This is a genomic window from Pseudomonas frederiksbergensis (genome assembly GCF_003732275.1).
Lineage (GTDB): Bacteria > Pseudomonadota > Gammaproteobacteria > Pseudomonadales > Pseudomonadaceae > Aquipseudomonas > Aquipseudomonas frederiksbergensis_H.
Genome location: NZ_MOBM01000020.1, coordinates 1 through 24,373 on the forward strand (window position 1 = coordinate 1; position 24,373 = coordinate 24,373).

The 24,373-nt window shown below is 52.6% G+C and carries 22 protein-coding genes and 4 pseudogenes; 10 read left to right on the forward strand and 16 right to left on the reverse strand.

Annotation, left to right across the window (positions count from 1 at the left end; all coding sequences use genetic code 11):
* Positions 1-781: 781 nt before the first annotated feature.
* Positions 782-1,768 carry a hypothetical protein gene (locus tag BK662_RS15730; RefSeq protein WP_123358819.1) on the forward strand — a complete coding sequence of 329 codons (987 nt, stop codon included), beginning with the start codon at positions 782-784 and terminating at the stop codon, positions 1,766-1,768.
* Positions 1,769-2,140: 372 nt separating this feature from the next.
* Here the strand turns inward: BK662_RS15730 and tnpA are convergent, their stop codons facing one another.
* Positions 2,141-2,464, reverse strand: coding sequence for an IS66-like element accessory protein TnpA (gene tnpA / locus BK662_RS15740; protein ID WP_123358820.1), 324 nt, complete (start codon positions 2,462-2,464; stop codon positions 2,141-2,143).
* A gap of 245 nt (positions 2,465-2,709) precedes the next feature.
* Positions 2,710-3,300 (reverse strand): TetR/AcrR family transcriptional regulator, encoded by a 591-nt coding sequence (locus BK662_RS15745; RefSeq protein WP_123358821.1) that lies wholly within the window; start codon positions 3,298-3,300, stop codon positions 2,710-2,712.
* 107 nt (positions 3,301-3,407) lie between these two features.
* Between BK662_RS15745 and BK662_RS15750 the strand changes: the two genes are divergently transcribed.
* Together BK662_RS15750 and BK662_RS15755 are read left to right on the forward strand one after the other, a co-directional pair.
* On the forward strand, positions 3,408-4,487 hold the full coding sequence (locus tag BK662_RS15750) for a sugar phosphate isomerase/epimerase family protein (protein WP_123358822.1): 1,080 nt from the start codon (positions 3,408-3,410) through the stop codon (positions 4,485-4,487).
* A gap of 2 nt (positions 4,488-4,489) precedes the next feature.
* Entirely contained in the window at positions 4,490-5,380 is an 891-nt protein-coding gene (locus BK662_RS15755) for an alpha/beta fold hydrolase (RefSeq protein WP_123358823.1), read from the forward strand.
* Positions 5,381-5,634: 254 nt separating this feature from the next.
* Here the strand turns inward: BK662_RS15755 and ltrA are convergent, their stop codons facing one another.
* The 4 genes from ltrA to BK662_RS15770 all read right to left on the reverse strand — a co-directional run bounded on the left by ltrA (position 5,635) and on the right by BK662_RS15770 (position 8,576).
* Entirely contained in the window at positions 5,635-7,401 is a 1,767-nt protein-coding gene (gene ltrA, locus BK662_RS15760; protein ID WP_375538999.1) for a group II intron reverse transcriptase/maturase, read from the reverse strand.
* Between the two features lie 50 nt (positions 7,402-7,451).
* Complete coding sequence (locus BK662_RS34815) at positions 7,452-7,661, reverse strand: hypothetical protein (protein ID WP_185047143.1); 210 nt, start codon at positions 7,659-7,661, stop codon at positions 7,452-7,454.
* On the reverse strand, positions 7,564-8,040 hold the full coding sequence (locus BK662_RS15765) for a GNAT family N-acetyltransferase (protein WP_123358825.1): 477 nt from the start codon (positions 8,038-8,040) through the stop codon (positions 7,564-7,566). The genes BK662_RS34815 and BK662_RS15765 overlap by 98 nt, the downstream gene beginning before the upstream one ends.
* 104 nt (positions 8,041-8,144) lie before the next feature.
* A complete protein-coding gene (locus BK662_RS15770; RefSeq protein ID WP_123358826.1) occupies positions 8,145-8,576 on the reverse strand; it encodes a bleomycin resistance protein in 432 nt (143 codons plus the stop codon).
* 624 nt (positions 8,577-9,200) lie between these two features.
* Between BK662_RS15770 and BK662_RS15780 the strand changes: the two genes are divergently transcribed.
* Positions 9,201-9,515, forward strand: a complete 315-nt coding sequence (locus BK662_RS15780; protein WP_185047134.1) for a hypothetical protein — start codon at positions 9,201-9,203, stop codon at positions 9,513-9,515.
* Between the two features lie 269 nt (positions 9,516-9,784).
* On the opposite strand, the gene BK662_RS15790 is transcribed toward BK662_RS15780, so the two are convergent.
* Positions 9,785-10,024: a DUF1652 domain-containing protein gene (locus BK662_RS15790; protein WP_123358828.1), complete on the reverse strand. Its 240-nt coding sequence runs from the start codon at positions 10,022-10,024 to the stop codon at positions 9,785-9,787.
* A gap of 308 nt (positions 10,025-10,332) precedes the next feature.
* A pseudogene (locus BK662_RS15795) lies at positions 10,333-11,762 on the reverse strand (IS1182 family transposase).
* A 928-nt stretch (positions 11,763-12,690) separates the two neighbouring features.
* Between BK662_RS15795 and BK662_RS15805 the strand changes: the two are divergent.
* Entirely contained in the window at positions 12,691-12,888 is a 198-nt protein-coding gene (locus BK662_RS15805) for a hypothetical protein (RefSeq protein ID WP_123358830.1), read from the forward strand.
* Positions 12,889-13,085: 197 nt separating this feature from the next.
* Positions 13,086-13,364: a hypothetical protein gene (locus tag BK662_RS15810; protein ID WP_123358831.1), complete on the forward strand. Its 279-nt coding sequence runs from the start codon at positions 13,086-13,088 to the stop codon at positions 13,362-13,364.
* A gap of 44 nt (positions 13,365-13,408) precedes the next feature.
* On the opposite strand, the gene BK662_RS15815 is transcribed toward BK662_RS15810, so the two are convergent.
* From BK662_RS15815 to BK662_RS15830, 4 genes and pseudogenes are all read right to left on the reverse strand, one after another.
* A complete protein-coding gene (locus BK662_RS15815; RefSeq protein ID WP_123358832.1) occupies positions 13,409-14,722 on the reverse strand; it encodes a hypothetical protein in 1,314 nt (437 codons plus the stop codon).
* Positions 14,723-15,069: 347 nt separating this feature from the next.
* A pseudogene (locus BK662_RS15820) lies at positions 15,070-16,441 on the reverse strand (transposase).
* A 340-nt stretch (positions 16,442-16,781) separates the two neighbouring features.
* A pseudogene (locus BK662_RS35310) lies at positions 16,782-16,918 on the reverse strand (peptidase S24); the annotation flags it as partial.
* 145 nt (positions 16,919-17,063) lie between these two features.
* The gene (locus BK662_RS15830) at positions 17,064-17,363 is read right to left on the reverse strand and encodes a hypothetical protein (protein ID WP_123359004.1); all 300 of its coding nucleotides are present in this window, start codon (positions 17,361-17,363) and stop codon (positions 17,064-17,066) included.
* A gap of 198 nt (positions 17,364-17,561) precedes the next feature.
* Between BK662_RS15830 and BK662_RS15835 the strand changes: the two genes are divergently transcribed.
* Both BK662_RS15835 and BK662_RS36025 read left to right on the forward strand, forming a co-directional pair.
* Positions 17,562-17,861, forward strand: a complete 300-nt coding sequence (locus BK662_RS15835; protein ID WP_123358833.1) for a hypothetical protein — start codon at positions 17,562-17,564, stop codon at positions 17,859-17,861.
* Between the two features lie 108 nt (positions 17,862-17,969).
* Positions 17,970-18,605: a hypothetical protein gene (locus BK662_RS36025; RefSeq protein ID WP_259695922.1), complete on the forward strand. Its 636-nt coding sequence runs from the start codon at positions 17,970-17,972 to the stop codon at positions 18,603-18,605.
* 28 nt (positions 18,606-18,633) lie between these two features.
* On the opposite strand, the gene BK662_RS15850 is transcribed toward BK662_RS36025, so the two are convergent.
* The 3 genes and pseudogenes from BK662_RS15850 to BK662_RS15865 all read right to left on the reverse strand — a co-directional run.
* Positions 18,634-19,038, reverse strand: coding sequence for a DUF6957 family protein (locus tag BK662_RS15850; protein WP_123358835.1), 405 nt, complete (start codon positions 19,036-19,038; stop codon positions 18,634-18,636).
* Between the two features lie 109 nt (positions 19,039-19,147).
* Positions 19,148-19,876 carry a metallophosphoesterase family protein gene (locus BK662_RS15855; protein WP_123358836.1) on the reverse strand — a complete coding sequence of 243 codons (729 nt, stop codon included), beginning with the start codon at positions 19,874-19,876 and terminating at the stop codon, positions 19,148-19,150.
* A 1,075-nt stretch (positions 19,877-20,951) separates the two neighbouring features.
* A pseudogene (locus tag BK662_RS15865) lies at positions 20,952-21,871 on the reverse strand (transposase); the annotation flags it as partial.
* Between the two features lie 10 nt (positions 21,872-21,881).
* On the opposite strand from BK662_RS15865, the gene BK662_RS34820 reads away from it, so the two are divergent.
* Positions 21,882-22,124: a hypothetical protein gene (locus BK662_RS34820; protein WP_185047144.1), complete on the forward strand. Its 243-nt coding sequence runs from the start codon at positions 21,882-21,884 to the stop codon at positions 22,122-22,124.
* On the opposite strand, the gene BK662_RS15875 is transcribed toward BK662_RS34820, so the two are convergent.
* Positions 22,116-22,376: a transposase gene (locus BK662_RS15875; RefSeq protein ID WP_148057936.1), complete on the reverse strand. Its 261-nt coding sequence runs from the start codon at positions 22,374-22,376 to the stop codon at positions 22,116-22,118. The genes BK662_RS34820 and BK662_RS15875 overlap by 9 nt on opposite strands.
* Before the next feature lie 1,497 nt (positions 22,377-23,873).
* Here BK662_RS15875 and BK662_RS15880 point away from each other — a divergent pair.
* Positions 23,874-24,356 (forward strand): GNAT family N-acetyltransferase, encoded by a 483-nt coding sequence (locus tag BK662_RS15880; protein ID WP_123359006.1) that lies wholly within the window; start codon positions 23,874-23,876, stop codon positions 24,354-24,356.
* The last annotated feature ends 17 nt before the right edge of the window (positions 24,357-24,373 follow it).

Genomic DNA, 24,373 nt, shown 5'->3' on the forward strand with positions numbered 1-24,373 from the left:
GGTGGGTCAGTTTTACTTCGGTAGGGTGGGTCAGTTTTCAACCGGTGTTGACAATTGTCCTCGGTGCCGGCCAATGGGGGGGCAAAAAGGCGCAGGGCTTCATTGCACCTTCGTAACAGCAGCGTATTACTGCGCCGCCGTCCCCTAAGTGTAAAAACCTGCAATCGAAAAGTATCCGGCTGGCAAAGTCAACTACCCGACCCCAGCGAGAAAGGCGATGTTCTCCACTTAAAAATACGCGGACACAATCGCCCATAACGGCCGGGCGAAGAAGGTGTGTTCCCCGGCCCCTTACGCTGCATTGAATCTAGCTGATCCAGGATCGCAAATAGAAGACATCCTCGACGACGCCTTGAAGATATATGTCAGGCTAAAGGCTGGAAAACGACTGGCTGACCTAGGCGGCACGATGCCGTTGAGCAAGGGTGTATCCCGTAGGCGCAGCGAACCGGATTCACAATAGAGTGCTCACAGGCAAAACTGGAATTTCTACGTAGTAGGTTCCTCGCGCGAAACACCATGCCGCCTACTCATGGTGCGATGGCCATATTCACGCTCATCGAACAGGTGGAAATACCCCTCAACACCTATTTTAAAGATCCCATAAAGCTCCGACCGTCGCGATGAAAAGGAGCAGATGTTCTGAGTTCTTCGCCAGACCAAGCGCTTTTTACGTTCCAGGCAACCAGCCCTCCCCTCTGAGTCCATAAAACGCTTATAGCTCTCTCAACTTCGGATAATCTCTAGGAATCATTCGACCGCTGAATCAGGTAGAAATCGCATGAAATGGAAAGCAAGAACCGTTGAAGAAATTGCGGAGATGATTTGTGGTGATCGAGAAGGAGGTTTTTTTAAGTATCTGAGCAGTAGTTACATCACACGTTTCTTCCGAGATTCAGATACCGATTACGCTCATGACGGTTCAACCCGCCGTCTCTGGATTGCCGACGTCCTTCAGCAAATTCTGGATGAGCCACATCCCAATCCTCAGACACCTCCTGAGACGATGGCCAGGATAATTCGTACGTTGATGGATCCCCAAGATGCTTTTAACGAAAAAGCGCCTAGAGAGGGTGCGTTACGAACGCTGAATGCCTCACTGAAGCGTGAGGGATTCGAGGCGTTCTACGGGGAGGACGATCAATGCTATATCCGTCACGTTGGTACAGGCACTGTAGCCTCTGGAAATGTGAATCCTCATCGGCCCCTCTCAAAATTGGAAACTGAGCGACGAGAACAGTTGGTCAGCTACCTAGATCAATGCTCTGAGGATGAGCTCATCGAGGTGATCCTGTTGCCCCTGTTTCGTCAACTCGGCTTCCATAGGATTACAGCTGCAGGGCATAAGGACAAAGCCCTCGAATATGGGAAAGACATTTGGATGAAGTACACCTTACCCACCCTGCACGTACTATATTTTGGGATTCAGGTTAAAAAGGGAAAACTGGACTCATCTGGCGTTACCAAAGGCTCTCACGCCAACGTCGCCGAAATTTACAACCAGGTGGTCATGATGCTGGGACACGAAATATTCGACCCCGAATTAAGCAGACGCGTACTTGTCGATCACGCATTTATCGTCGCGGGCGGTGAGATCACGAAGGCTGCTAGAAACTGGCTGGGGAACAAGCTAGATCAGACGAAACGTAGCCAAATCCTGTTCATGGATCGGGATGACATCGTGAACATGTTTGTTGTTACAAGCCTTGCAGTACCACGTAACAAACCAAAGGGAAGTCCAAATTACGACGATCCAATCCCCTTCTGAATGCTGGTAAAACTTTGCTTATCTCTCGACACGCTTGAACACGAACACCGTTTCTGCGCGCGTGAGCTTTACCAGTTGCTGAAGGGCGTTGCCTTAGGCACACGCATCACGATGCGAAACCTGCCAATCATAGAGCAAGAACTAACACATCTTCTTGCCCGTATAGATTGATGGCTGGTGACTCCTAAGCACGCCGTCCCTCAGCTCTTGAAGCTTCGCATTTCTCCTATCCTTTCAAGAAAGCTGATCTAAGCGGATAAGCGCAGTGCGGCTGCGCCGCACCGAACACTGCCACCACCCGAGCCAGCGCGGTTTCGGTACCGGCGCGCATGTCCATGGGTTCGGTGGCGAGCCAAATCGAGTCGATGCGGATCATCGTGTCAGACCCCGAACAAACCGGGCACATCCTGCCGGGTCGGTGGCGGGCCATGTCACGGTCAGGGCCCCCTGCTCGTATGGTATCTCGATGCTGACTGATGTCTCAGGGTTTGCTTGATCCGTGGGGGCAAGTTGCAAGGGCACAAAGGCGGGCAAATTCGCGACCGCGTTATCGCGCTTGGGCGGCAGCCATTTGCGTACGACATTGGCGTTGATCCCGTGCCTCAACGCGACGCTGGCGACAGATGCGCCGGGTTGCAGGCATTCCTGGACGATCTGGGCTTTGAAGGGCTTTGGATAAGTGTTTCGCTGGCGCATTTGGTATTCCGATAAGGGCGATGACGTCCGCTTAAAATAAGTGGACACTATTGCCCTTATCGCTCTTGGCGCGTGGTTCAGGTAGGTGACTTGGCCAGACGCTTACGAATAGAAAATCAACAGGACATGTCGCTACCATCCGATCTGTGCTTATTACGGCCCGCCCGGCCCATGATCACGCCCGATTTGAGGGTATCGTGAAGCCTCGAACTTTCGTTTTGGCCTGTGCAGTCAAAACATTCCCTCTAGGCCTTCACTGGCAGTAAGCCCACTGCGTAGTCAACAGCTTCAAGCAATGCATCTCTCGATACGCCATCACGCGCTTGGACAGAAATCCCATGCAAAAATGTTGCGTAGAAATTTCCTAGTGCCTGAACATTTGCCATTCTGCTCAACTGCCCATCTCTGCTGGCCGCTTCCAGGCGAAAGATGATCGACTCCGTCCGGTGGCGCCGATGCTCCGAGAGCCAAGCGAGTACCGGCGTATTTTCGGGTGCCACGCTATTAGCTGCGCTGACCACAAGGCACCCCCAAGGCCTATGCGGGGAGGTGTAGGTATTGACGGCCTCGCACAGCATTTGCCGGATCGCCTGACTAATATCAGCTAGCTCCAGGGCGCGCTCTGCAAATCCTCCCTCTCCAGCCTCATAAAGCCCGACAGCCTCTTCAAACAGCCGCTGCTTGCTACCGAATGCTGCATAAATGCGGGCAGATGCAATGCCTAACGCATCGACAAGCGCTGACATGGAAGTACCTTCGTAGCCGTGCTCCCAAAAAAGGAGCATGGCCTTTGTCAACGCCTCTTCTTTGTCGAATTCCCGTGGTCGCCCTGCCATACCGTTATGCCCAAAAAATCAGATGGCGCATTTTAGCGCAAATCAACTTGACGAATATCGCTTAGCAAACCTATTCTTTGTCGATCAACAAAGAATAGGTTTGTACGATGAAAACATTAAAAGGCCCAAGCCTACATCTGGCTCAGTTCAGCACCTCCCAAGCCCCTTTCGATAGCTTGGCCCACATCAGCAAGTGGGCAGCGGGCCATGGGTTCAAAGCATTGCAGATTCCCGCCTGGGATGAGCGATTGTTTGATGTCGCCCAAGCAGCACAAAGTCAGGCCTACTGTGATCAGATCAAGGGCACACTGGCAGAGCACGGATTACAAATCAGCGAATTGACGACGCATATCTATGGTCAACTTGTCGCGGTGCATCCAGCCTATGATGCTATGTGGGATGCCTTTACACCGGCCCGCCTGCAGGGTCGCCCCCAAGCTCGCACCGAGTGGGCAGTAGAGAAAATGAAGTTGGCTGCACGCGCATCTGCTCGCCTTGGCTTGAGCGAGATGGGTACGTTTTCCGGGTCGTTGGCCTGGCCGTATCTGTTCCCATTCCCGCAGCGTCCAGAGGGATTGATAGACGCCGCTTTCAGCGAACTTGCAAAGCGCTGGCGCCCTATCTTGAATCTGTGCGATGAGGTGGGCATCAATCTCTGCTACGAAATTCATCCCGCCGAAGATCTGCATGACGGTACCACCTTCGAACGTTTCTACGCGCTGGTGGATGAACATCCACGGTGCAACATCCTGTTTGACCCCAGTCACTTCGTACTCCAGCAGCTCGATTACCTGAGCTACCTGGACATCTACCACGAGCGCATTCGCATGTTCCACGTCAAGGATGCCGAGTTCAATCCCACGGGACGTCAAGGTATTTACGGCGGCTACAGTAACTGGAACGATCGTGCCGGCAGGTTTCGCTCCCTAGGCGATGGTCAGGTGGACTTCAAAGGGATTTTTTCCAAGCTTGCCCAATTTGACTATCCGGGGTGGGCGACTCTTGAATGGGAGTGCTGCCTCAAGAACCAGGAAGACGGTGCACGGGAGGGCGTGGCATTTATCAATCAACACATTATCCAGGTGACTGACCGCGTGTTCGACGACTTCGCTGGTGCACCCGTCAACTTTCAGCAAATTCAGTCAATGCTAGGTATGGCCACTGCGCCCCTGGAAGGAATAGCGTAAAAATGAACAAGGCCGTCGATCTTACCTCCCCTATTGAAGCTCACTTCACTCACCGCTATGTGCGAATCCAGGGGATCCGTATTCATTGCGTAGTTGCCGGAACCGGTGATCCTGTTCTGTTGGTGCCTGGCTGGCCACAAACCTGGTATGCGTGGCGTCATGTGATGCAAGCATTGGCCACTCAAGGATATATGGCGATCGCCGTGGATCCGCCTGGACTGGGTGATTCCGACCGCCCCGAACAGGGGTATGACACCGGCAGCGTGGCGCAAATACTGCACCAAACGATGGAACAATTGGGTTTCGGTCGTTACCACTTGGTCGGGCATGATGTCGGCATGTGGATTGCGTATGCTCTTGCCAGTGACTACCCGGAGGCGGTACGGACATTAGCTGTAACGGAAGCCGTCATACCCGGATTAGCCGAAGCACCGCCTATATTCGTAGCCCCGGAGGAAAACATCTTTCTGTGGCATTTTTTGTTCAATCAGGTCAGGGATTTGCCCGAGCTGTTGATCACAGGAAGGGAGGCCACCTATCTCAACTTCATGTTTGACCGCTGGGCGTTCAAGCGTAATGCGGTCGCCTCCGAAATATACATTCAGGCCTACTCCTCACCTGGCGGGCTGCGGGGAGGGTTTGCTTATTACCGTGCGATCCCCGAAACAATTCGTCAGAACAAGCAACGCTCCCTACGACCGCTGACGATGCCGGTGCTGGCGATAGGTGCCGAGTACGCCACGAAGGATGCCCCATTGCTCACGCTCAAAGATCACGCTAGTAACTTGCGTGGCGCGATTATCGCCGAGTGTGGCCATTTCGTAATGGAGGAAGCAGCTGATGATTTTATCCACCATCTAATGGCGTTTCTTGAAGACCATATCGCCATATGACCTTTCGCAGTGCCTAGGAGCAGACCGCGTCTATGTAGTGTGGTTCCTGACTTTGAAAGCTATTATCGGCTGGCACAAAGGATAGATATATTCCATTGACTAGATTCCTAGCTGCGGTCTTAGCATGTAGGTCTCGGAATCTCAGGAACGGCCCTTCCTCGCATTGATCTCATTTGGTGGCCGTGCAGGTTGAAATGGTCGCGGTAGGGACGGCAGTTACCTGCCGCCCCCCGCACAGATCCGTACGTGCGGAACTACCGCATACGGCTCCTGCCTTGGGTACGTGACGCGAAGCGATCCTCAGGGTAAGGATGTGCATTTCTGGGTCTAGGTATGTAGAGGTCGGCAAGGCGTCCGTAGCGTGACCATTGAAGCCGGCTACGCTGACTGCGACGTTTGAGGGCTTGCCGCCATGGACGGCAGACCGCCAACCGAAAGCCGCCAAGACGTATCAGGTTTCCCGGCACCGCATGGTAATTGAAATAGCCCCTGACCACCTTAGAGAGCCACTGCCCCACGATTTGAACAGACTCGTGGCGTCGACGTTTCAGCTCATCCCGGATAACCAGCAGTGTCGCACGCATCCGCTTCTTAACCGTCAGCCGCAGTATTTGAAACCCACCGCTTCTGTTGTTGCTACAACAGTGTGTGAAGCCCAGGAAGTCAAAAGTCTCCGGTTTACCTAAGCCTCGCTTTCTACGATTTTTCGCAGCGCAACGACCAAACTCGATCAGCCGTGTCTTCGAGGCGTTGAGCGATAAACCGAACCTGGCTAGCCGTTCCTGCAACAGAACCAGAAACTGCTGAGCCTGCCATTGCGTCCTGAAACCCACCAGGCTGTCGTCCGCGTAGCGCACAACAATCACATCGCCACGGGCATGCCGCTGGCGCCACTGCCTTGCCCACAAATCCAGCACGTAGTGAAGATAGATATTCGCCAGCAACGGCGATATCACTGCGCCTTGGGGCGTCCCCTTGGTCGCAGCTATCCTACGGCCATCCTCCATAACACCTGCCTGAAGCCATTTGCAGATAAGTCCGAGCATGCGCCGGTCTGCAATCCGGTGTCCCAGAAACATCAGCATCCATTCATGGTCGATCTCATCAAAGAACGACGTGATATCCGCATCCAATATCCAGTTCACCTTCTGGCCCTTGAGCGCGACCGTCAACGCATCCAGCGCATCGTGCTGGCTACGTTCCGGCCGAAACCCATACGAGAATCCCAGAAAGTCTTCTTCATAGATCGCATTCAGAACGGTAACGACCGCCTGTTGTACGATCTTATCCTCCAGAAAGGCAATGCCCAGCGGACGCTGCCTGCCGTCGGCTTTGGGGATATAGACCCGCCGCGACGGCGTTGCTCGATAGGCTCCACTGTGGAGCCTTCCATGCAAATCGGTCGCCCGCTGGAGAAGACCTTCCTCATATTCTCGCCACGACATGCCGTCCACGCCCACCGCTGCATCGCGGCGCAATGCATAGAAGCTCTGCACCAGTAACTGCGGTGTGATGTGGTGCAACAATGCCGTGAATTGCATACCCTTGTTACTTCGGGCAGCTTTACGTACACCTTCAATTCCCATCGACGCGCAACTGATCCGGCTCAGTGTCCGGGGCGCGGGGGGCATGTCGGTGTTTCCCTTGGCTACGTCCCTTTCCTCCACTATCTCCGCAGGGCTTGGCCCTTTGTTCGATGGCTTCTCAGGTACTACGGACGTATCCGACTTCTCAGCGGCGTGGACAGCAGGGTTACGGCTTTTGGCCTTTCCTGCTCCGCCCGGTGCTTGCGCACCGGGCACCGCTGAGATCTCCCAGTTTCTGTGCGAAGGACTTCCCGACGTGCACAGGGTCTCCGACCGCGCGGGATCAGAGCATGACTGGCGTATAACGCCATGCTCCGTATTGCCTTCTGCTTCGCTTAACAGCATCGGCATCCCGGATTCCTGATTACGCGGCTCAATGGCTGGCCCATCGGTTTCCCCTGTCAACGCTTCACCCTGCACCTCACGGTGCATCATGCATGACTCGGGGTCTGGTTGATTCGCCATTTCTTACCAGTATCGAACTTTCATCGACTATCCTCCGCCAGCTTTAACTGGCGCACTAAGCGTTCGGGCAATACACGCTGCTCACCAGTTTTATATTTGATCAAGGTGATGTGCTCGCCGAATTTAAACTTACTATGCCCCGGAAGAATCATACCGTTTGACAAACCTACGCTCGTCGACCGCGTAACCTTGCTGCTGATAAAAAGTGTGAGCCGGTATTCGGTGGTCACTGCTAGTCACCTCAGCCCGGACGCAAAGTTGCTCTGTAAAAAACGCGTCAGCAGCGGAAACTAGCATTGCCCCTACTCCTTGTCCTCGGAAGTCATCATCAATGACAAGGGAGGTAATGCGTCCGAGCCTACCCGGCTGATGAAACAGTTCAAGTACGTGTAAGCTTATGACGCCGATAATATTTTTACCGTCTTGTGCCAGCAGCACGGTATCGCGAGCGCTAAGTTCTAAAGTCTCAAGCTTATCTCGGATTAGCTTTGGCGAGGCTTGGTAGCCTAACTGGCCTAGGAGTTTGGACACCGATTCTGCATCGGTTAGTAAGGCTTTTCGAACTTTCATATTGTTCTCAACTGGGTATTGCACAGGCTTGCCCACCATTTGTATTCGACTTGACCTGTCGTTTGCATCGGACTTGACCAGCACACTTGGTGACTGAGACCGGCAGAAAGCGACCCTAAACGGACGGTCGCCTTAGCCTGCGTTCAGATTGAACAAACCGGCCGCTCACCCAACCGCTCTACCAACCTTACGAGATAACCATCGGGATCCTGGACGATGAATTCGCGCTGGCCTACTTCTACATTGTTAGCCCGATACCAGATGTCTTTACATTCTCGATAGAGTGGAAATCCAGCCTGACCAAGTTTTTGGATGATCGGGGCGACAGCCACAACGTCAATCTGGAGGTTGATTCCTCTTCCAAACGGCTTAGTCAGGGGGGCAGTTAGCCATTGGCCTGCGTCCGGTTCAGCCTGCTCAAGCATTACTTGCGCACCGTTCGAGTCGAGGTAAGCGAATCCGTCTTCTGGGCGTTGATAAACCACTTCAAGTCCTAGGCAAGAAACCCAAAAGGCCAGACTGCTATCCAGGTCAGTGACCATTAACTCTGGAACCAGTTTGCTACGTTCGAACATGAGATGACTTCCATTTCAATTGGCTCATTCGCCGGGGGGAGCAGTGTAAAAAGCTGACTCGCGAAATCAGGCTGTGCTCTTCTGGCACGGCGCCATAGGAGAAGGTGGCGAGCATCATGATGCACGGTCGGCTGAGTATTATCGAGTCGAGTTGAATGGCGGCTTCTGGTCGATTCTGTTGAAAAAGTCGACCATGGTTTGCGCGTCAGAAAAGTACGCGTCCAAGATTGAAATCTTTACTTTTGGCAGAGGGTTCCGGACTCGGATTTCACGTAGCAGCGTGCAAAAAAGGCGTTTTCACCAGTCAATGACCATGCAGTTTGGGCAGACCGACTTTTTCAACAGAATTGGCCAGAAGCAGCCATTCAGACCACTGCAATAACGTTCATTCCCTCAACGTTTCCTTTGCGCAACCAATCGTCAGTCTTGCGTTAGCCGTCAGACAACACCGCAGACGCCGCAGTCTCTCAAATAATCGATTTTTTAACCGATTCCCTTTGATATTCATCAATACACGGGGTGGTCATACCTCTATCGCGAGATCAAAAATCTTACGGTTGCGTTACCTCGCCTGAAGGCTCGGCCGTGGCGGTTCGAGGGGGATCAATGAAGTAGGAGGTGGCCATGTACTCCCAGCACACCAATGCCCATCTCACCGCTTGTCGCCGCTTGGCGATGGAGCAGAATGAAAACCTTTTTGAAGAGGCGAACGCGCTTAATCGATCAGCAATCGACTTGCTGGATAGACCAGATCTTGATAGTGAAATTTTCCTTCAATATTTGCAGCTTCGAGGGAGGGCAGATGCCAAGTTTCGTGAAGCGCTGGATCATCTCTCGTTAATCAATGAGCAATTCCCTGCACTTTCAAACGAACGAGAGACGCTCTCCGGAGTGAAGCAGGTGGCATCCGCCTCCACCAACGGCTCACGGACGAGCTGATTGGGCTGCGATTGGCGAGACAATTATGGCTCCTGCTTCCCATCCACGGATGAGCCCCGCGGGCTATTGAGCACCCGCTGCATTCTCTTATGTCCCTCGCGCTCTCGTTCAACGGCGGCCTCCCACTGTTCCCCGAAGGCCCTCCCCACTCTAACGAAAGCCATAACGTCTGCAGTTGCAGCAGCCAGTTCCGTACGAGCCAAAGCCAAGTCCTCTTCGAATTTTTCAATAGTCATCTTGGTTCTCGGGAGCTCTGTGCCTAAGCGTCCCTAGGCAAAATTCGTACGTCTGATGGCCATCTCACTACGTAACTCGCCTATGAGTTCCGCTATCGCTCGGCTGGACGTTAGCTTCTCTGTCGTGACGGCAGTGACCAACAATTCAACCTGTCCAGTCGATGGATCGAACACTTTGATCATCAACGATCCATCCGGATTTGCCGTGCAGGTGCAGGAGAACGGAAGAAAGCCGCATTCGATGATCTGGCGCAGCTCACGCATCGAGAACATGACTTACGTCCTCAGAGTCACAGGGAATTGATTTCCCCTAAATAATAATAGGTAGTCTGCGGCCTTACGTGAGGCCAAATTGGTACCAGCAAGTGCCTTTCGTCGATGTCCACTACGGGTCGTTTTCAGTCGGTCGATAGGCAGAAAACGGCCCAGAGTGTGTAAAAACGCTAGATCCCGTTTTGATTTTCAAGGCTGAGTGGCTGTCCGGCTCCGTAGCCTGATCAAGGCACGATGTCCCTTCCTGATGAGCTAAACCGCCCCAGCAACGCGCCAGATCATCGGGAGACGTAAAAACAGGCCGTTTTTTAGGCCGTTAGCGCCTTCATCAAGTGATGGGTACCGATGATTTTCATGACCCGTTTCAAGTTGTAGGCGAGTACATTCAAGCTCATCTCCGCGCTCACCCCGGCCAGCTTTCGCGTCAGGAAGTGCGTTGCACCCATCCATTGTTTGAGCGTCCCGAAGGGATGCTCAACAGTCCGTTTTCGGACTCGCATCATCTCTGGTGCTTTGCTCAGCCGAAGCTGCATTTTCTCCAATACGTCTTCATGCTCCCAGCGTCGAACTCGTCGTTCCGTGCTCGGTGTGCACTGCAATTTCAACGCGCAGCCCTGGCATTTCGAACTCCAGTAACGGTGCAACGTCAGGCCTTTTTCAACGTTGGTATAGCGCCAGATCAGCGCCTCTCCAGCCGGGCAAATGTATTCGTTTTTTGCCGCGTCATAGACGAAGGCATCGTTATTGAAACGCCCGTCAGCCTTGGCTCCAGAGGTCATCGGCTTGGGCACATAGGCGGTGATACCGGCATCGTGACAAGCCAGGATTTGTTCGCTTTTGAAGTAACCTCGGTCAGCCACTACCGACAACGTATCTGACGCCATCGCCTCGCGGGCCTGCTTGGCCATCGAGCTGAGTTGATCGCGGTCGGAACCGACGTTGGTCACCTCATGTGCAACGATCAAATGGTGCTGAGTATCGACCGCTGTCTGCACGTTGTAACCGACGATTCCCTGCCCCGCGTCTTCATGGAGCGGGCGTCTGGATCGGTCAGTGAGACCTGTTTATCCGGGGATTCATTGAGCTGGATTTCGATCGTTTGAAGCTCCTTCATTTGAGTTTTGAGCTTGGCGATTTTCTCTTCCAGCCGCACGGCGTTGGGCTCGGTAACTGTGGGTTCTTGCCGATCGGCAGCATCGAGTGCAGTCAGGTAACGGTTGATGCTCGATTCAATTTCTTCCATTCGCCGCTTCAGTTTGGCGCTGGTGAAATTGCGGTCGCGGTTGTTGACTGCTTTGAATTTACTGCCATCGATGGCGACCAGATGTTCTCCAAACAGTCCCAACTGCTGACACAGCACAACGAACTGGCGACAGACGCCTCGGATGGCCTTGCTGTTGTCTTTTCGGAAGTTGGCGATGGTTTTGAAATCAGGCATCAAACGCCCGGTCAGCCACATCAGCTCGACGTTGCGTTGGGCTTCTCGCTCCAAACGTCGGCTCGACTGGATGCGGTTGAGATAACCGTAGATGTAGATCTTCAACAAGACCGAGGGGTGGTAAGCCGGCCGGCCAGTATCGGCTGGGATGGCACCGTCAAAACCCAGCTTGACCAGGTCGAGTTCGTCGACAAAGACGTCGACTACACGCACCGGATTGGTATCGCTGACGTAGTCGTCGAGGTTCTCGGGAAGTAAGGTGCCTTGGCCTCGATGTTCACCTTGGATAAAGCGCTTCATGGGCGATCCCTGCGATGAAATCCTCAGAAATCATAGCAAGTGTTCGCGAAGGCGTTTTTACACACTCTGGGCCAAAAGCGGTCGGTGGACAGACTAGTCGCAAATAGGTAGCTTCGACCTTCTGCGCTGAATCTTTACCGCAGATGAGCTTGGCGCATCCCAGTTTCGTTTCTCTATGGGTTATGTTGCGGTTACTGCGACTTCTTCCAGGCTAGACAATGGCTTCCAGGACAACAAGAAACGTTATAGGGCACTACCGCGTTTGAATGCGACAGCGATGTCGCCTAATAGGAGTTAGGAGTTGCATATTTATTACCCAATTACGCTATATGCCCTAGCACTCACAGCGCTGATAATGGCTGCCTTATTAATCTCATCACTTCATGTATTCAAATTTGCCAAAACACTAAAGAGCAACCAGGCGCCATTCTACATAGCCTTTGCAATCATGGTTTCTATTTTAGCCTTTACCACCCTGGAGCTAATTCTTCATCTGACAATTCAGAAGCATCCAATCAATGTAGCTATTTTCGCCTCACTTGCTTTTTATCTAGTTGCGGCGTCTATTTTTCTTGCACAATTAAAGCTTAACTTAACTACATGCATCATCTACGCAATATGCGGCGGCGCAATATTTTTCGCTTCTTGCCTTCCAATCATTTTATGGCTAGGCTGTGCTACGGGCCCAGTATGTATATAAATATATTATTGGCCACGCCAAAGAGCTGAGCAAAGTAACTCATAACAATCGATTCAAAACGCTCGCCTCGCTCACTGGACTCGAAAAAGTTTCACTTTTGCTCGCCTGCAAGCTTAGTCGTTATGAATGTCTGCAAAGGGTTTACGGCCCTTGGCGACAGGCAACAATCGGCCAGAAAAGTCATTCGGATGTGCGTAGAAAAAACCGACAAGGAAATACAAGGATCAAATGGAGTTCATCTTCGACATCGTAATCAACCTGTTGGCACATCGCATTGGCGTTTACGTGCTGGGCTTGCTTAGTGGCGGCCATTTCAAAGGAGAAAGCGGTGTTGCCTGGGGCTGGGCAGTCGCCGTCGGCGTCTTGGTACTGTTCGCTCCTTTCGCGGCTTTCATAGTCTGGCTCATCCATACCAGTGGCCGTTGAGGTGATGTGCGCTATGGATCGGCTGCGGCCCTTCACGAAAGGCAACAACCATAAAGCGGTCATTCAGACTTCGCCGATTACCGCCAGAAACCGCCATCGATGCCCAAGGATCTACAGACTTACGCGTAGCCAGAGCAAAGAGTGATATGTAACTGCTATACCTTCACCTGCTGCGTTCCAGCATAGTAAGAGGGTAAATGAACATGGGCTTTCTTGGAGACACCTACCAGCAAATCATCACATGGCGCCGGCTCAGCGATTCGGCAGCGGTGAGATACGTCTGTTTTTTGAATTTCCAAACCTCACTGTACACCGTACAAAGCGCTGATTTTTTTAACCTGCCATTGGACACCTCTAATCAAACCTTCCTTGATAGTCAGTTGATTGAGCTATTTATCGAGGTTTCGCCGCGCGATAGGAGTGATGGACATCGGAGCTTGACGGAAGCTATGGACGCTCACGATGCAGCTTTCTGAAGGTACTTAACTTATGGTTACCGACCGGGCCGAGAGTAACAAGACTAATTGAAGGGCCGGTCTGCCCGGGCGAGTGCTCGCGTTTCGGGATCGGCGTCGAATGCACACTCTGCAAGCACCCAGGCCGGAGCGATGTTCGTGTCGGTCAACGCCTTCACTGCCCGCTTTCGGCAGGTCGAACACGGCGAAAACTCATATACGTAGAGGAGACAGTCGAGCGCCTCTTGGCCAGGATGCGCTTCGCACAAGTTCAAGAGTTCTCCGACGAGATGGTGCGTTTTGTCAGCATCATCAAGCTGTGTTAGGTGCTGCGTGCACAATGAAAAATCGCCCTCAAAAAAATTGTTCACCAGCAACGCGACACCGTTTGGGACGTTGCCATCAGCGATCAATCGCTTAGCCACATCTCGCAGTTCTCCGTGCGTTTTAGGTGCAAGAGCCTCTACTGCCGCCCACTGAACTTGTGAGTCGGCATGGTCAATCCAGCGGAGTAATCGACTTTCGAATCGAGGAACGCCGTTTTTTGCAAAGCATCTGAACAGCCGTTTGACATGTTCCGACTCCTCCGACGCAAGCAGGGCTGCGAATACTATGTCGCATTGATCGTTAGTGGCTTGCGTGCCCCATCTTCTGAGCCAATAACATTGTTCTCTGGGGTTCTTTTTGATATATGCCACGACCTCATTGCCATCAAATAACATTGGTTCAAAACGGGTAGAAGAACCGCCAAGGCTATCGTGTGTCTCGCGTATCCCCACGAGATAGCTCGCAATATCGGAATCAACTGCGGCCTTACGCTCCAATGCGGCAAGCCCTCCTTCAATCCCTGTGGAGGCATCAAATTGTTTGATCGGATAGTCATCAACCCAGAAATCCGGATCCGCCAGCAACCATTGCCCCATCTCCCTGACGACATATATCAAGCCATCCACGCCGTCGAGTGCGATGATTTCCTCAGCGCCAATTACGCTAGCGGTACCCGGAAAGAGCGCGAGGGAAGAATACAAAAGACGTTTCGCGTCTTCTGATCCTGAAGCAGCCAGCTCTTTCAGGATCGCACTGCGCTGATTACTGTCGCGTTGATTCTCGGGCGGTGGCGTGTTCTCTAGCGCCTTGATTGCCTGCACCACCTTTGCGTTCAGCTTCGCGCGATCAACAATCGAAAACAGCCACGGAGCCCGATCTACCTCCAGCTGAGGATCATAGGAAACGCATGTTAGGCACGCTTCGATGATTATCTCTTCCAGCCCATTCGATCCATGATTTTCGACGTGAGAGATAGCGCGCCCATGACCTGTCCTGAGAGCCGCGGCGAATGCGGCTTTGGCAAGGGGCAGAACCGGCTGTTTTATTCGCATAAGGCGTCCAATGTTGGATCATCAAGCCTGTGAAGGTTGCGGTATTTCTTCGCCTCGCACCATAACTATAGCAATCGTGAGGCCGCCGCAATTATGAACTGTAGGGTAACTGGCGTCGTTAATTGGCCAGTTTTAGCCGATTGATCCCCGGCAAGCTGCGATGGAGGCGCGAACGTCAGCTATGGGTCGATTCTGTTGAAAAAGTCGGATTTTCAGCTCACCTGAACTCAGGCGCGACCACCACCGGAGAACCTACTCACCACATTGAGTGGTTTCTCGGCCCTTCGTTGACCTTTGCTGCTCTGTTAATGGGTTGGTTTGAGGTTTTTTGCTTCGTGCAGGCGCACCTATCCCGTAGAAGGTGGCCCTTGAGACAAGTTTGGCCAGACGTCGCAGGTTCTGTACCGCGGCCGCCAGCGTGAACTCATCGGACGCGCCACTCATGCCACGTAGTCGCAAGCGATCCAGTTTCAGGATGCGCTTGAGGTGGGCAAACAACATTTCGACCTTCTTACGTTCGTGGCGAGAGCGCACGTACTCCGGCGTCACCGCGATGCGTCGAGCCACATCACGAGCGGCTTCGTGGACGCTGCGGACGATCTTGCGAATCGAAGTGTTCGGGCAGCACTTGGCTTTCATCGGACATGTCGCGCAGTCGGTCTGTCTGGATCGGAAGATGATGGTGTTGGCTTTGGTGACGTGCGAACGCTCGTTCTTGAAGGCTCGCCATTCGCTTCGTAATACGTTGCCGGCTGGGCAGCGGTATTCCTCAGCCTCCTCATTCCAGTGGAAATCGTTACTCGAAAAGCTGTCGTTCCTGCGCTCAGTTTTGTCCCACACCGGCACATGCGGTTCGATGTCTTTTTCCTCCACCATCCAGGCCAGCATCGGCGCTGTGCCGTAAGCGGTGTCGCCAATGAGGCGCTCTGGCTTGATGTCGAACTGCGCTTCGACCCGATCGATCATCGTCTTGGTGCTCTCGACTTCTGCGGTTCGATGAGCCGGTGTGGGTTCCACATCCATGATTACGCCGTGCTCGGTATCGATCAGATAATTCGTGGAGTAAGCGAAGAACGCTGGGCCGCCTGGAGCAGCGGTCCAGCGGGCCTGAGGATCCGTCAGCGATAGGCGCTTCGGTAGCGTTTCGGCCAAAGCCTCTTCATCGAGGGCTTCAAGGTACTCACGCACGGCGCGGGTGCTCAGGGCCGGATCGCTCCAGTTGACCTGTTCATCACCCGGTACGCCGCGCTGCCGACTCGCATCCGCTTTGATGATGCTGGCGTCCACGGCAAATCCTTCGCCTTTAACCAGGCCTGCGTCCATGCAGCGACGTAGCACTTCATTGAACAACCAGCGAAACAGATCACTGTCCCGAAAACGGCCATGTCGATTTTTAGAAAACGTCGAGTGATTGGGCACTTCGTCTTCAAGGCTCAACCGGCAGAACCAGCGATACGCCAGGTTCAAATGGGCCTCTTCACACAACCGCCGTTCGGAGCGGATGCCATAGCAGTAGCCGACGATCAGCATGCGAATCATCAGTTCGGGATCAATCGACGGACGCCCAATCGGGCGATAGAAATCGGCGAGGTAATGGCGCAGGTCGCTCAGATCGAGACACCGATCAATGCTGCGCAGAAGGTGATTGGCTGGAATGTGATCTTCAAGGTTGAACGAGTAAAACAGCCGCTCCTGCCCACTCGATAACTGTCCCATCATGCTGCGTGCTTCCCTGCTGGCCAATGCAGAGATTTTGCCGCAGGCCAGACAGGGGAGCTACTTTTTCAACAGAATCGGTCGTCCTCTGCCGGTCATGATCAAGAAGCGTGCTGGTCGAATCCGGCCCACTGGTCAGGTCGAATGCAAACGGGCGGGCAAGTCTGTGCAACTACCCAGCCAGAAACTCGATTGCCGAGTGGAGTTCTGCCACACCCTTCCATGCCTGATCCTTGGAACCACACGGATAGCGGATGGGTAGAGCGCGATTAACGTGGTCGACGACCACCTCAAAACAAAAAAATGTGAAAAAAGTTACCTAGCCTAACCGCCTGTATTCTCTGTCCAGAAGCTCGTCGATGAAGATGTGTCGCTAAGGTGATCCGCAGCCGGCGATGGGAAGCCTGCAGGAACTTTGAAAGAGTAAAAAGGGAGCTGGACTCCCCCTTCCGCCAACGGGCCGAGGATGGTGACGCTCATGAGACATGCCTTAATCGAAGCTGTACATGCGTGCTTGCGGTCAATCTTGAGCGAGGAAAATTACGACGGGTGGATTTTCGAGAAGCGAAACTACCAGGTCGACCGAGTAAGTTGAGGCGCTGCATTCGTGATGACGTGGGGGCTGTCAGTCGTCTTCCCATGGATCGAATTTGTCCCTATACCTAGCGCGTAAGGCGCGATTGCGTTCGATCCGCCTAATCCAAGGATCGTAGTCCACGGGTACTGCGGCGAGCTTAGCGCTGATGATCATTTGTACCGCTTCATCACGCAGTAACCTGCTGGTCAGCTCGCGGTATTCGCCGCGCGTAACCACACCATAAACGGCGTGATTGTCTTTTACGTAGAGGTCGGTCATTCCTACCCGCATATGGCCATATTTTTCTACGTCATCGGGGTAAATATCCTCTAGGCTGAGGTATCCCATATCGTACTCCGGGCTAAGAATGTACTCGCTGAATAGCACTGCCTGTACGTTCCACAATGTTCAAAGGCGCCACCGAAAGCATGCACCATCATTGAAATCGTCCCTTCGCGCCAGCGCCTACAAAAACCAGCCAGCAACAGGCGATATAGTGCGCGCATGATAGCCTCCGCTCAGTTATCACTGTTCTGAGAAAACGCTTTGAACACACCTGACACACGTGCCGATTTCTACACCCTGATCAACGCACCAAAATTTTCGGACGCCCCTGCCGGACGGCGTCAAATGAAGCGGTGGCAGCTCATCGCTGAAGACATCTACAAAAGCACGTCCATCGATGCATTGCTCGAAGCAAGAGGTAAGGCAGAGGGATACATTCACGGATTGGTGGACGCGGGGCATTTATCGACGAGGGACACCGAGCGCGACTATCTCATTTTGAGTATCGTCCAGCGGCGACGTGAATTCTTGCAAAAACTGCTGAACGAATACGGTTACTGAGCCAAGGCGAGCGGTGACTCCGCCCGATGGCACGAACGTTAAAGGACAGATGCCGATAAAGGCGCTCCGCACGGCTAACTCGGAGCGCTGCAGATTTAAGATCATACGATGCCTAGCAGCGATTTCTCAGCGGACTGGCGGAACGCGGGGGCGGAGCTCATCCTGGATAGCGTTCCACTCCTCAATCGAGATCAGCACAGCGCTCCTTCGCTGACCATCGATGAAAACTGGTTTACGAGTCGTGATTACCTTTTCGAGCAACTCATCAAAATTGTTCGTTGCGCGACTAGCCGTCCAGCGCTCTTCCATTGCCATGCGGTCACGACTCCACATCCATCGAGATCAAGCATTCAATCTTGGATCAGATTCAAGGCGTTCACCCGACCGAAGCAATTCAAGAAAACTCCGTCGCCCGCCTCCACGTTTGAAGCTGCCGACGAGGTAGTTTCCTTCTCGCGTCTTAAGAAGCCAAAAACGCCCTTCTTTCCATGCCCTCTCGATTTTTTCCGTGCGAATAATTCCGCCATTGGCGGTTCGGTACGCGTCGTCTTGCTGCAGGTGATCGAAAGACACGCCAAGGCACCGATCATCAATGATCACTGCATCACTGATAAAAGCCGTAATGGCTACGGTGTATTTTCGAAGACTCGCCTGTACAAGACGACTCAGTTGAAAGTCACTGAGATACTTACTATGAAATTCGACTTCGATGATTTCAGGCATCCGGCCAAAGCTCCAAAATGACTCAAAATGTATTTGCAGCGGTCATTGCTTAACCGGCCTTCATGGAAAAAGCGGCACCCACACTGGCTTCTTTCCTTAAGCCCGCTCCCCAGAGCAGGTAGACCGTACTTTTGGTTTCAAACATGCAAGCCTCACTGAAAGACACGCCAAAATTGCTGCGTACCCACATGCTGGGTTGAAATCGATTCCGGCTATCGAGTACGACCTCATGGGCGAATAGGGTTGCGGGAAGGAGACCAAGCCCGGTGAGCTTTTCTTTCTCATCGGGATTAACCGTAAGGTCGATCAAAATCCACTGCCGAACGATGCAGAATGCTTTGCCTGGGAAAGCTTTTGCGGACAATTCAATCAGCTCATCTTGGGTGTCTTGCCAGCCAGGCATCTCCTCGCCTGCGCCGTATAGGAGCCGCGCAATCTCTTCTAATGTAACCATGTAAATTTCTCGAAATCGAATTAGGTGCAGGTCGCACTGATAGGTTGCCCCGGCGCTAGGACGTAGCGAAATCCAGTTCTGTGAAGGTTCATCGCTGAATCGCTGCGCATCAAATATCGATCAAAAAATCTAGATCGAAACCAGTCTCTTGAGTGGGATATCCACGAGGATTGGAAACAACCCGGCATCCACGCTTTACGAAATCCGCTGCGATGTGGGTATGTCCGTAAACCCAAAGATCAGCCTGCGCAACGAGCTCTGGCCAGTTGTTCGCGTAGGCTGCAATCAGGTGTGCGGGAAGCTCATCACCAACATAATCCAATACCGGTGCATGGTGCGTAACTACAACGGTTTTGCCATCGAATGGCTTGTCCAATTCCTCAGTAAGCCAGGCGTACGCCGCCTGTGATTTAGCGATCAAGTCATCAGGACGCAAACGTCGGAAATTTACATCGGTTCTGATCACGGTGAAATCGTTCATCCAGTCCCAAGCAATCCGTTTCGCGGCAACGACATCACCAGTCGACGAGTAATCTGTCCAGGCTGTAGTGACCAAAAAGCGCGTTTTACCCAGGAGCAATACTTGGTTTTCGAGTACGTGGACATGTGGCGCTGCCGCCACCTTCATCTTCTGCAGCGTGTGATCAATGTGGCCACCGTAAAACTCATGATTGCCACACACATAGATCACAGGACACTTGAACACCTCGTTCGCCCATTTCACGCCGCGCGATTTGATATCAATGTCACCGGCGAGAATGACTACGTCCGCGTCGCTTGGGACGGGATCGAACCGAGCGAACCAGAGGTGCAGATCTGAATAGATTCGAAGCTTCATCGGCGTCACCGTGTTGTTCGGTGCTAGACACATTCCTGAACTGGGGAATGAGCAATCTTCATGTCCTGGTAGATTGTTTGGATGTCGGAGAGCGAACTGACATCGAGACAATCGGGAGTGCTGCTGTACACCGTTCCGCTTGCAACCGTGTGAAGTAACACGCACTCGCCTTTCTGGTCGTAACCGATGTTCAGGCAGATTAGCTTCTCCATACGCTCTGAGAGGCCTCCATTGACCCAAGGTGCGGTTATGACCTGAACCTCTTCAATAAGGCAAGTTGGGCCTTCCAGCTCCAGTAGGTTGGACAATAAAGAGGCGTCCGTTGGCATAAACCTCTTGGTAAGTTGTCTGGCTCCCTCCGTGAACCGAAGGATGACGTGATACCAGGGATCCATTGATTCCCGTTCGATCATTCGCCATGCGGTTCGTCCTGGCCCAGGGAAACCGGGTCGCCCTTCCCTATAAAATTCATGAGAAATAAACATTTTTAGATACCCGCCTGTGATTCGCGCATGTGCGCCAAAGAGCAAAGAGCAAAGAGCAAAGAGCAAAGAGCAAAGAGCAAAGAGCAAAGAGCAAAGTCTTAGACTATATCCATGGATTATTGGATGCCGTTCGCCTATCGCCAGGAGACACCGATCGTGGTTGCCTGATTTTGAGCGTCGTTCAAAGGCGTTGGGAGTTTTTACAGAAATTGCTGTACGAATACAGTTAGCCAGTCTCTTCAAATGGGTAATTGCGCGGGTTGGAAACTACGTATCATCCATACGGTTATTGCTTGCCGCTACATGCGTGTGCCCATAGTTTCATAGCCCCGTCTTTTCTTGTTGGCTAGCTTAACCGGTTGTTCAGATGTGTCAAACACGTGCCCAAGCCTGCTGATCCGTTCTGGGCAAAAACCTTAAACTTCATGCAAAATCAGCATCGTGTCAATTTATATACAATGTTATAACTAATTGATTTTAAAGGTTTTTTTACGTAAATCCTTAGTTGCTGCGCAAAAAAACAGCATAAAGATTTTCGTCTTTTTTTGGAATATTCGGCGTTTTTCTAGGTAATTGTCGCGTCCACCATTTCAATACGCGACTTTTACGATCACGGTCAACTCCCTTTGCGGGCTCCGATACACCGTCCCGATCGGGTTCCAGTTACGCGTTTCACCCGAGCACCGGTCTGGTCTTCTTTCTCGGGCAAGCCCATAGATCGCGCCCCGACGCGCCAAGATATCTCTGTCTTTCCCGTCGTGGCGCTGGGCCGGGTCTACGAAGCGGATTCGGCTGTGACGATGCACGGTGTTGTACCTGCTCATAAAATTCCTCACCCAGATACGTGCATCATCCACGCTGGTAAATCCATCGTGCGGCCATTGCGGGTAGTACTTGAGCGTTCTGAACAGTGATTACGAGTACGGGTTGTCGTTGCTCACCAGTGGTCGGCTGCGCGTTGGCGTGATGCCCAGGTCATACATTTTGATCGTCAACGTCACCGATTTCATCGGCGCAGCATTGTCCGAGTGCAACACCATAGGCTGACGCCAGCATTTTTCAATGCATCACGCTTTTCTGTAGTAACGCTGCTTCTTTTTCGCCGCTCTCGGCTTCGTGGACTTCCCAGCCCACGGCCTTGCGGCTGTAGATATCCTCGATCAAATAGAGGTAGTAAAACTTCCCGCGAACCGGCGATGGCAGGTAGGTAGGTAGGTAGGTAGGTAGGTAGGTAGGTGATGTTCCATGACCACACCTGATTGGCCAATATCGCTGCGTAAGCGGTTGGCGCCTCATGGCGATGCGGCCGCTTGGCTCGGGAGCGGTGCTGATGACCCGCGGCATGCAAGACGCGATACAAAGTTGCCTCCGAGGCCAGATAGCGTCCCTCGTCGGCCAACCGCGGGACGATCTAGCTCGGCGGCAGATGCGCATAGGATTTGCTGTTGCACAGCGTCACGATGCCTTGTCGCTCAAGCTCACTTAGCGCGTTGTTCGGTACCTGGGCAGTGGAATTTGCCTTGGTTAAACCGTCAGGCAGCAAGCAAAATTCCAACGCCGTCATGCAACAGGACTTTCATCCGGTTGTCTCGGAGATTGGCAAAGAACTAAGCACTGTGCGGCTTAGCCGCACCGAACACTCCAACCACCCTGGCCAGCGCGGTTTCGGTGCCGGCGCGCATACCCATGGGCTCAGTAGCGTGCCAGCTCATGGACAAACCGGGCGCATCTTTCAGGATCTGAAGATGGCCACTTCACAGTGAGTTGTTGGTAGCCAAAAGGGATCTCGATGGTGATAGAGACTGATTGTGCTGGGCTACGGGCGCGAGCTTCATCTGAACGAAATCGGGCAGCGTCGGCGCCTGATGATCACCATAAGCAGGTATCCATTTTCGAACCAGAGCAGCGTTGATGCCGTGGCGCAATACTACGCTGGCCATTGATACGCCTGTTTGCAGGCATTCTTGGACGACTTGGGCTTTGAAAGGTTTGGAATAAGAGGTTCTTTGGCGCATGGTGATCCTGACGATAAGGGCGGTGGTGTCCACAAAAATAAGTGGACACTATTGCCCTTATCGCTCTTGGCGCGTGGTTCAGGTAGGTGAGTTCGCCGGTCGTTTACCGAATGCAAGCGGGGCGGTCAAGTCGAATGCAAATAGCTGGTCAAGTCAGTGCAATTACGCAGTGCAGTGCAGTGCAGTGCTTTGACCAACGTCTTGCGAGCTTCTTGATTCACCGGCGGCTCCAACCATCAGGATCTGGAATACCGTACTTTTTCGCCGCTATCCCCCACCTCATCACAACCTAGATGACGTGGTGCATGTTTGCCCAAGGTGCTTGTTTTCAGACACCGCGAACCGACGCCAGATCTTCGGAGTGATCCTACTAGGTGCGGGTTCAGGTAAACGGACAGTTCCAGGGCAGCAGAGCCACCGATCCAGCATGCTACAAAAATTTCGCAAGGAAGCGCAGGTGTAATTTCGAGGGGATCGGGTGGCATTGGTAAGAACCTTCCCCTCAAGTGGTGGTGTCAAAACGATACAAGCCTAGGTGACTAGCTGCTTACGCGTCAGCCATCAATTAGCCACAAGCGACGCAAACCCCAATCTTTACGGTAATTCTAAAAAGTCAACCAAATTATATTTTTGGGTACCCCCTTGAATTCGGTTTTTTAAAACGGAGTGTATAGTTATTGAATTCAAAAACAGCTTTCTCCAAAGCCTTCAATCAATACTCACACCTTCAAGCAACGCCCAACTGACCTTTGCCTAGCGCTTCTGACATTCAACTTACTTACTGGCCAATTGATAATCTGTAGAGGAAACCCAATCAACTGTACCGAGAGCTTTAGGAGGCCGCTTAGCTTGTATTAGTCGTTTATCCGGCCGCAGGACGGCTAGCTTGTCTTTTGAGCCCAAATCAAGTAGCTAAATTTTTGGGGATAACTACGTCCAAAATTTGAGAATCGCCATGCCGTCAAAATAAAAACAACGAAGCTGGGGTTGAAAAAACTCACAGACGAGAAAATTTTTGACGGATTCGACTCCCTCCTTAGAGCGGATCGGCCACTTGGCACGTTAACCAGGAAGCCCTACCCGGACTCACATCCCGAGGTGACACTATCACCTCACCCGCATATTTCTGCAGGGCGCTCAAGAGTAGGCTCATGCAGTTTTTTCGTGATAGGCACCGGCTGGCGATGGCTGAGTGCGATTTGATCCCCTACAGGTCTTCGGATTACGCGCTGGCACGACTTCTGATTCCCGGCTCTCCTCACCGCTTGCCCGAGTGTTGCGATGAGCTTTTATACGTAAGCGTCCGCCCAAAACACCTTGCGAGCGTTTGAATACGGCCTGAACAGCCATTTGCCTCGCGCTTGACTCCTTCCTCATGCCCACGCTTGGCCTACACCGTCCCATGCCAGCAATCGATCAGAAACAACCGTTGGAATGGCTTGTTTAGTATGAGACAAAGATACTTCTCAGGAGCGCCTTAACATGGAGGCTAAACGTATGGACGAAGTCATAAGCTATCGAGAAGCAACAGAAAAGGACGCGCCAACGATTTGTGAGTTAGGACAATTGCTCAACTCGGTTCACCATGCTGCACGCCCAGATATCTACGCCGCTGCAACGCCTGAACCTACGCGCGACCTGCCACACTGGATGAGTTTTTTTGAAAATACGTCACAGATTGTTTTTATAGCGCATGTAGGTCTCCATGCGGCAGGTTTTATCACTGCCAGCCTATCGTCAAGCTCCGGGCCACTGATGGAGCCACTGAGCTTCGTGCGCATTGGATCTGTGTGTGTAGCAGAGAAATATTGGGGGAAGAGCATCGGGCGGGGCCTTGTCCAAAAAGTTCAAAAATGGGCTGCTGAGCGCGACGCTAAAGACATCAGGCTGTCGGTCTGGGCTTTCAATGCACCGGCAATTCGGTTGTATGCAGAACTGGGGTTCGAGACTCGTGCATTCGAGATGGGAATGCGCCTCTAACAAGCCTCTTATTGGTT

Coding starts and splice junctions, on each gene's coding strand:
- BK662_RS15755 (WP_123358823.1), top strand. CDS start 4,490: ATGAACAAGGCCGTCGATCTTACCTCCCCTATTGAAGCTCACTTCACT.
- BK662_RS15790 (WP_123358828.1), bottom strand. CDS start 10,024: ATGTTCTCGATGCGTGAGCTGCGCCAGATCATCGAATGCGGCTTTCTT.
- BK662_RS15875 (WP_148057936.1), bottom strand. CDS start 22,376: ATGCGCCAAAGAACCTCTTATTCCAAACCTTTCAAAGCCCAAGTCGTC.
- BK662_RS15815 (WP_123358832.1), bottom strand. CDS start 14,722: ATGCGAATAAAACAGCCGGTTCTGCCCCTTGCCAAAGCCGCATTCGCC.
- BK662_RS15855 (WP_123358836.1), bottom strand. CDS start 19,876: ATGAAGCTTCGAATCTATTCAGATCTGCACCTCTGGTTCGCTCGGTTC.
- BK662_RS15730 (WP_123358819.1), top strand. CDS start 782: ATGAAATGGAAAGCAAGAACCGTTGAAGAAATTGCGGAGATGATTTGT.
- BK662_RS15880 (WP_123359006.1), top strand. CDS start 23,874: ATGGACGAAGTCATAAGCTATCGAGAAGCAACAGAAAAGGACGCGCCA.
- BK662_RS15750 (WP_123358822.1), top strand. CDS start 3,408: ATGAAAACATTAAAAGGCCCAAGCCTACATCTGGCTCAGTTCAGCACC.
- BK662_RS36025 (WP_259695922.1), top strand. CDS start 17,970: ATGCCTAGCAGCGATTTCTCAGCGGACTGGCGGAACGCGGGGGCGGAG.
- BK662_RS15780 (WP_185047134.1), top strand. CDS start 9,201: ATGTACTCCCAGCACACCAATGCCCATCTCACCGCTTGTCGCCGCTTG.
- BK662_RS15850 (WP_123358835.1), bottom strand. CDS start 19,038: ATGGTTACATTAGAAGAGATTGCGCGGCTCCTATACGGCGCAGGCGAG.
- BK662_RS15745 (WP_123358821.1), bottom strand. CDS start 3,300: ATGGCAGGGCGACCACGGGAATTCGACAAAGAAGAGGCGTTGACAAAG.
- BK662_RS15765 (WP_123358825.1), bottom strand. CDS start 8,040: ATGGTGGGCAAGCCTGTGCAATACCCAGTTGAGAACAATATGAAAGTT.
- BK662_RS15805 (WP_123358830.1), top strand. CDS start 12,691: ATGGAGTTCATCTTCGACATCGTAATCAACCTGTTGGCACATCGCATT.
- BK662_RS15830 (WP_123359004.1), bottom strand. CDS start 17,363: ATGGGATACCTCAGCCTAGAGGATATTTACCCCGATGACGTAGAAAAA.
- BK662_RS15810 (WP_123358831.1), top strand. CDS start 13,086: ATGAACATGGGCTTTCTTGGAGACACCTACCAGCAAATCATCACATGG.
- BK662_RS15770 (WP_123358826.1), bottom strand. CDS start 8,576: ATGTTCGAACGTAGCAAACTGGTTCCAGAGTTAATGGTCACTGACCTG.
- ltrA (WP_375538999.1), bottom strand. CDS start 7,401: ATGATGCACCGTGAGGTGCAGGGTGAAGCGTTGACAGGGGAAACCGAT.
- tnpA (WP_123358820.1), bottom strand. CDS start 2,464: ATGCGCCAGCGAAACACTTATCCAAAGCCCTTCAAAGCCCAGATCGTC.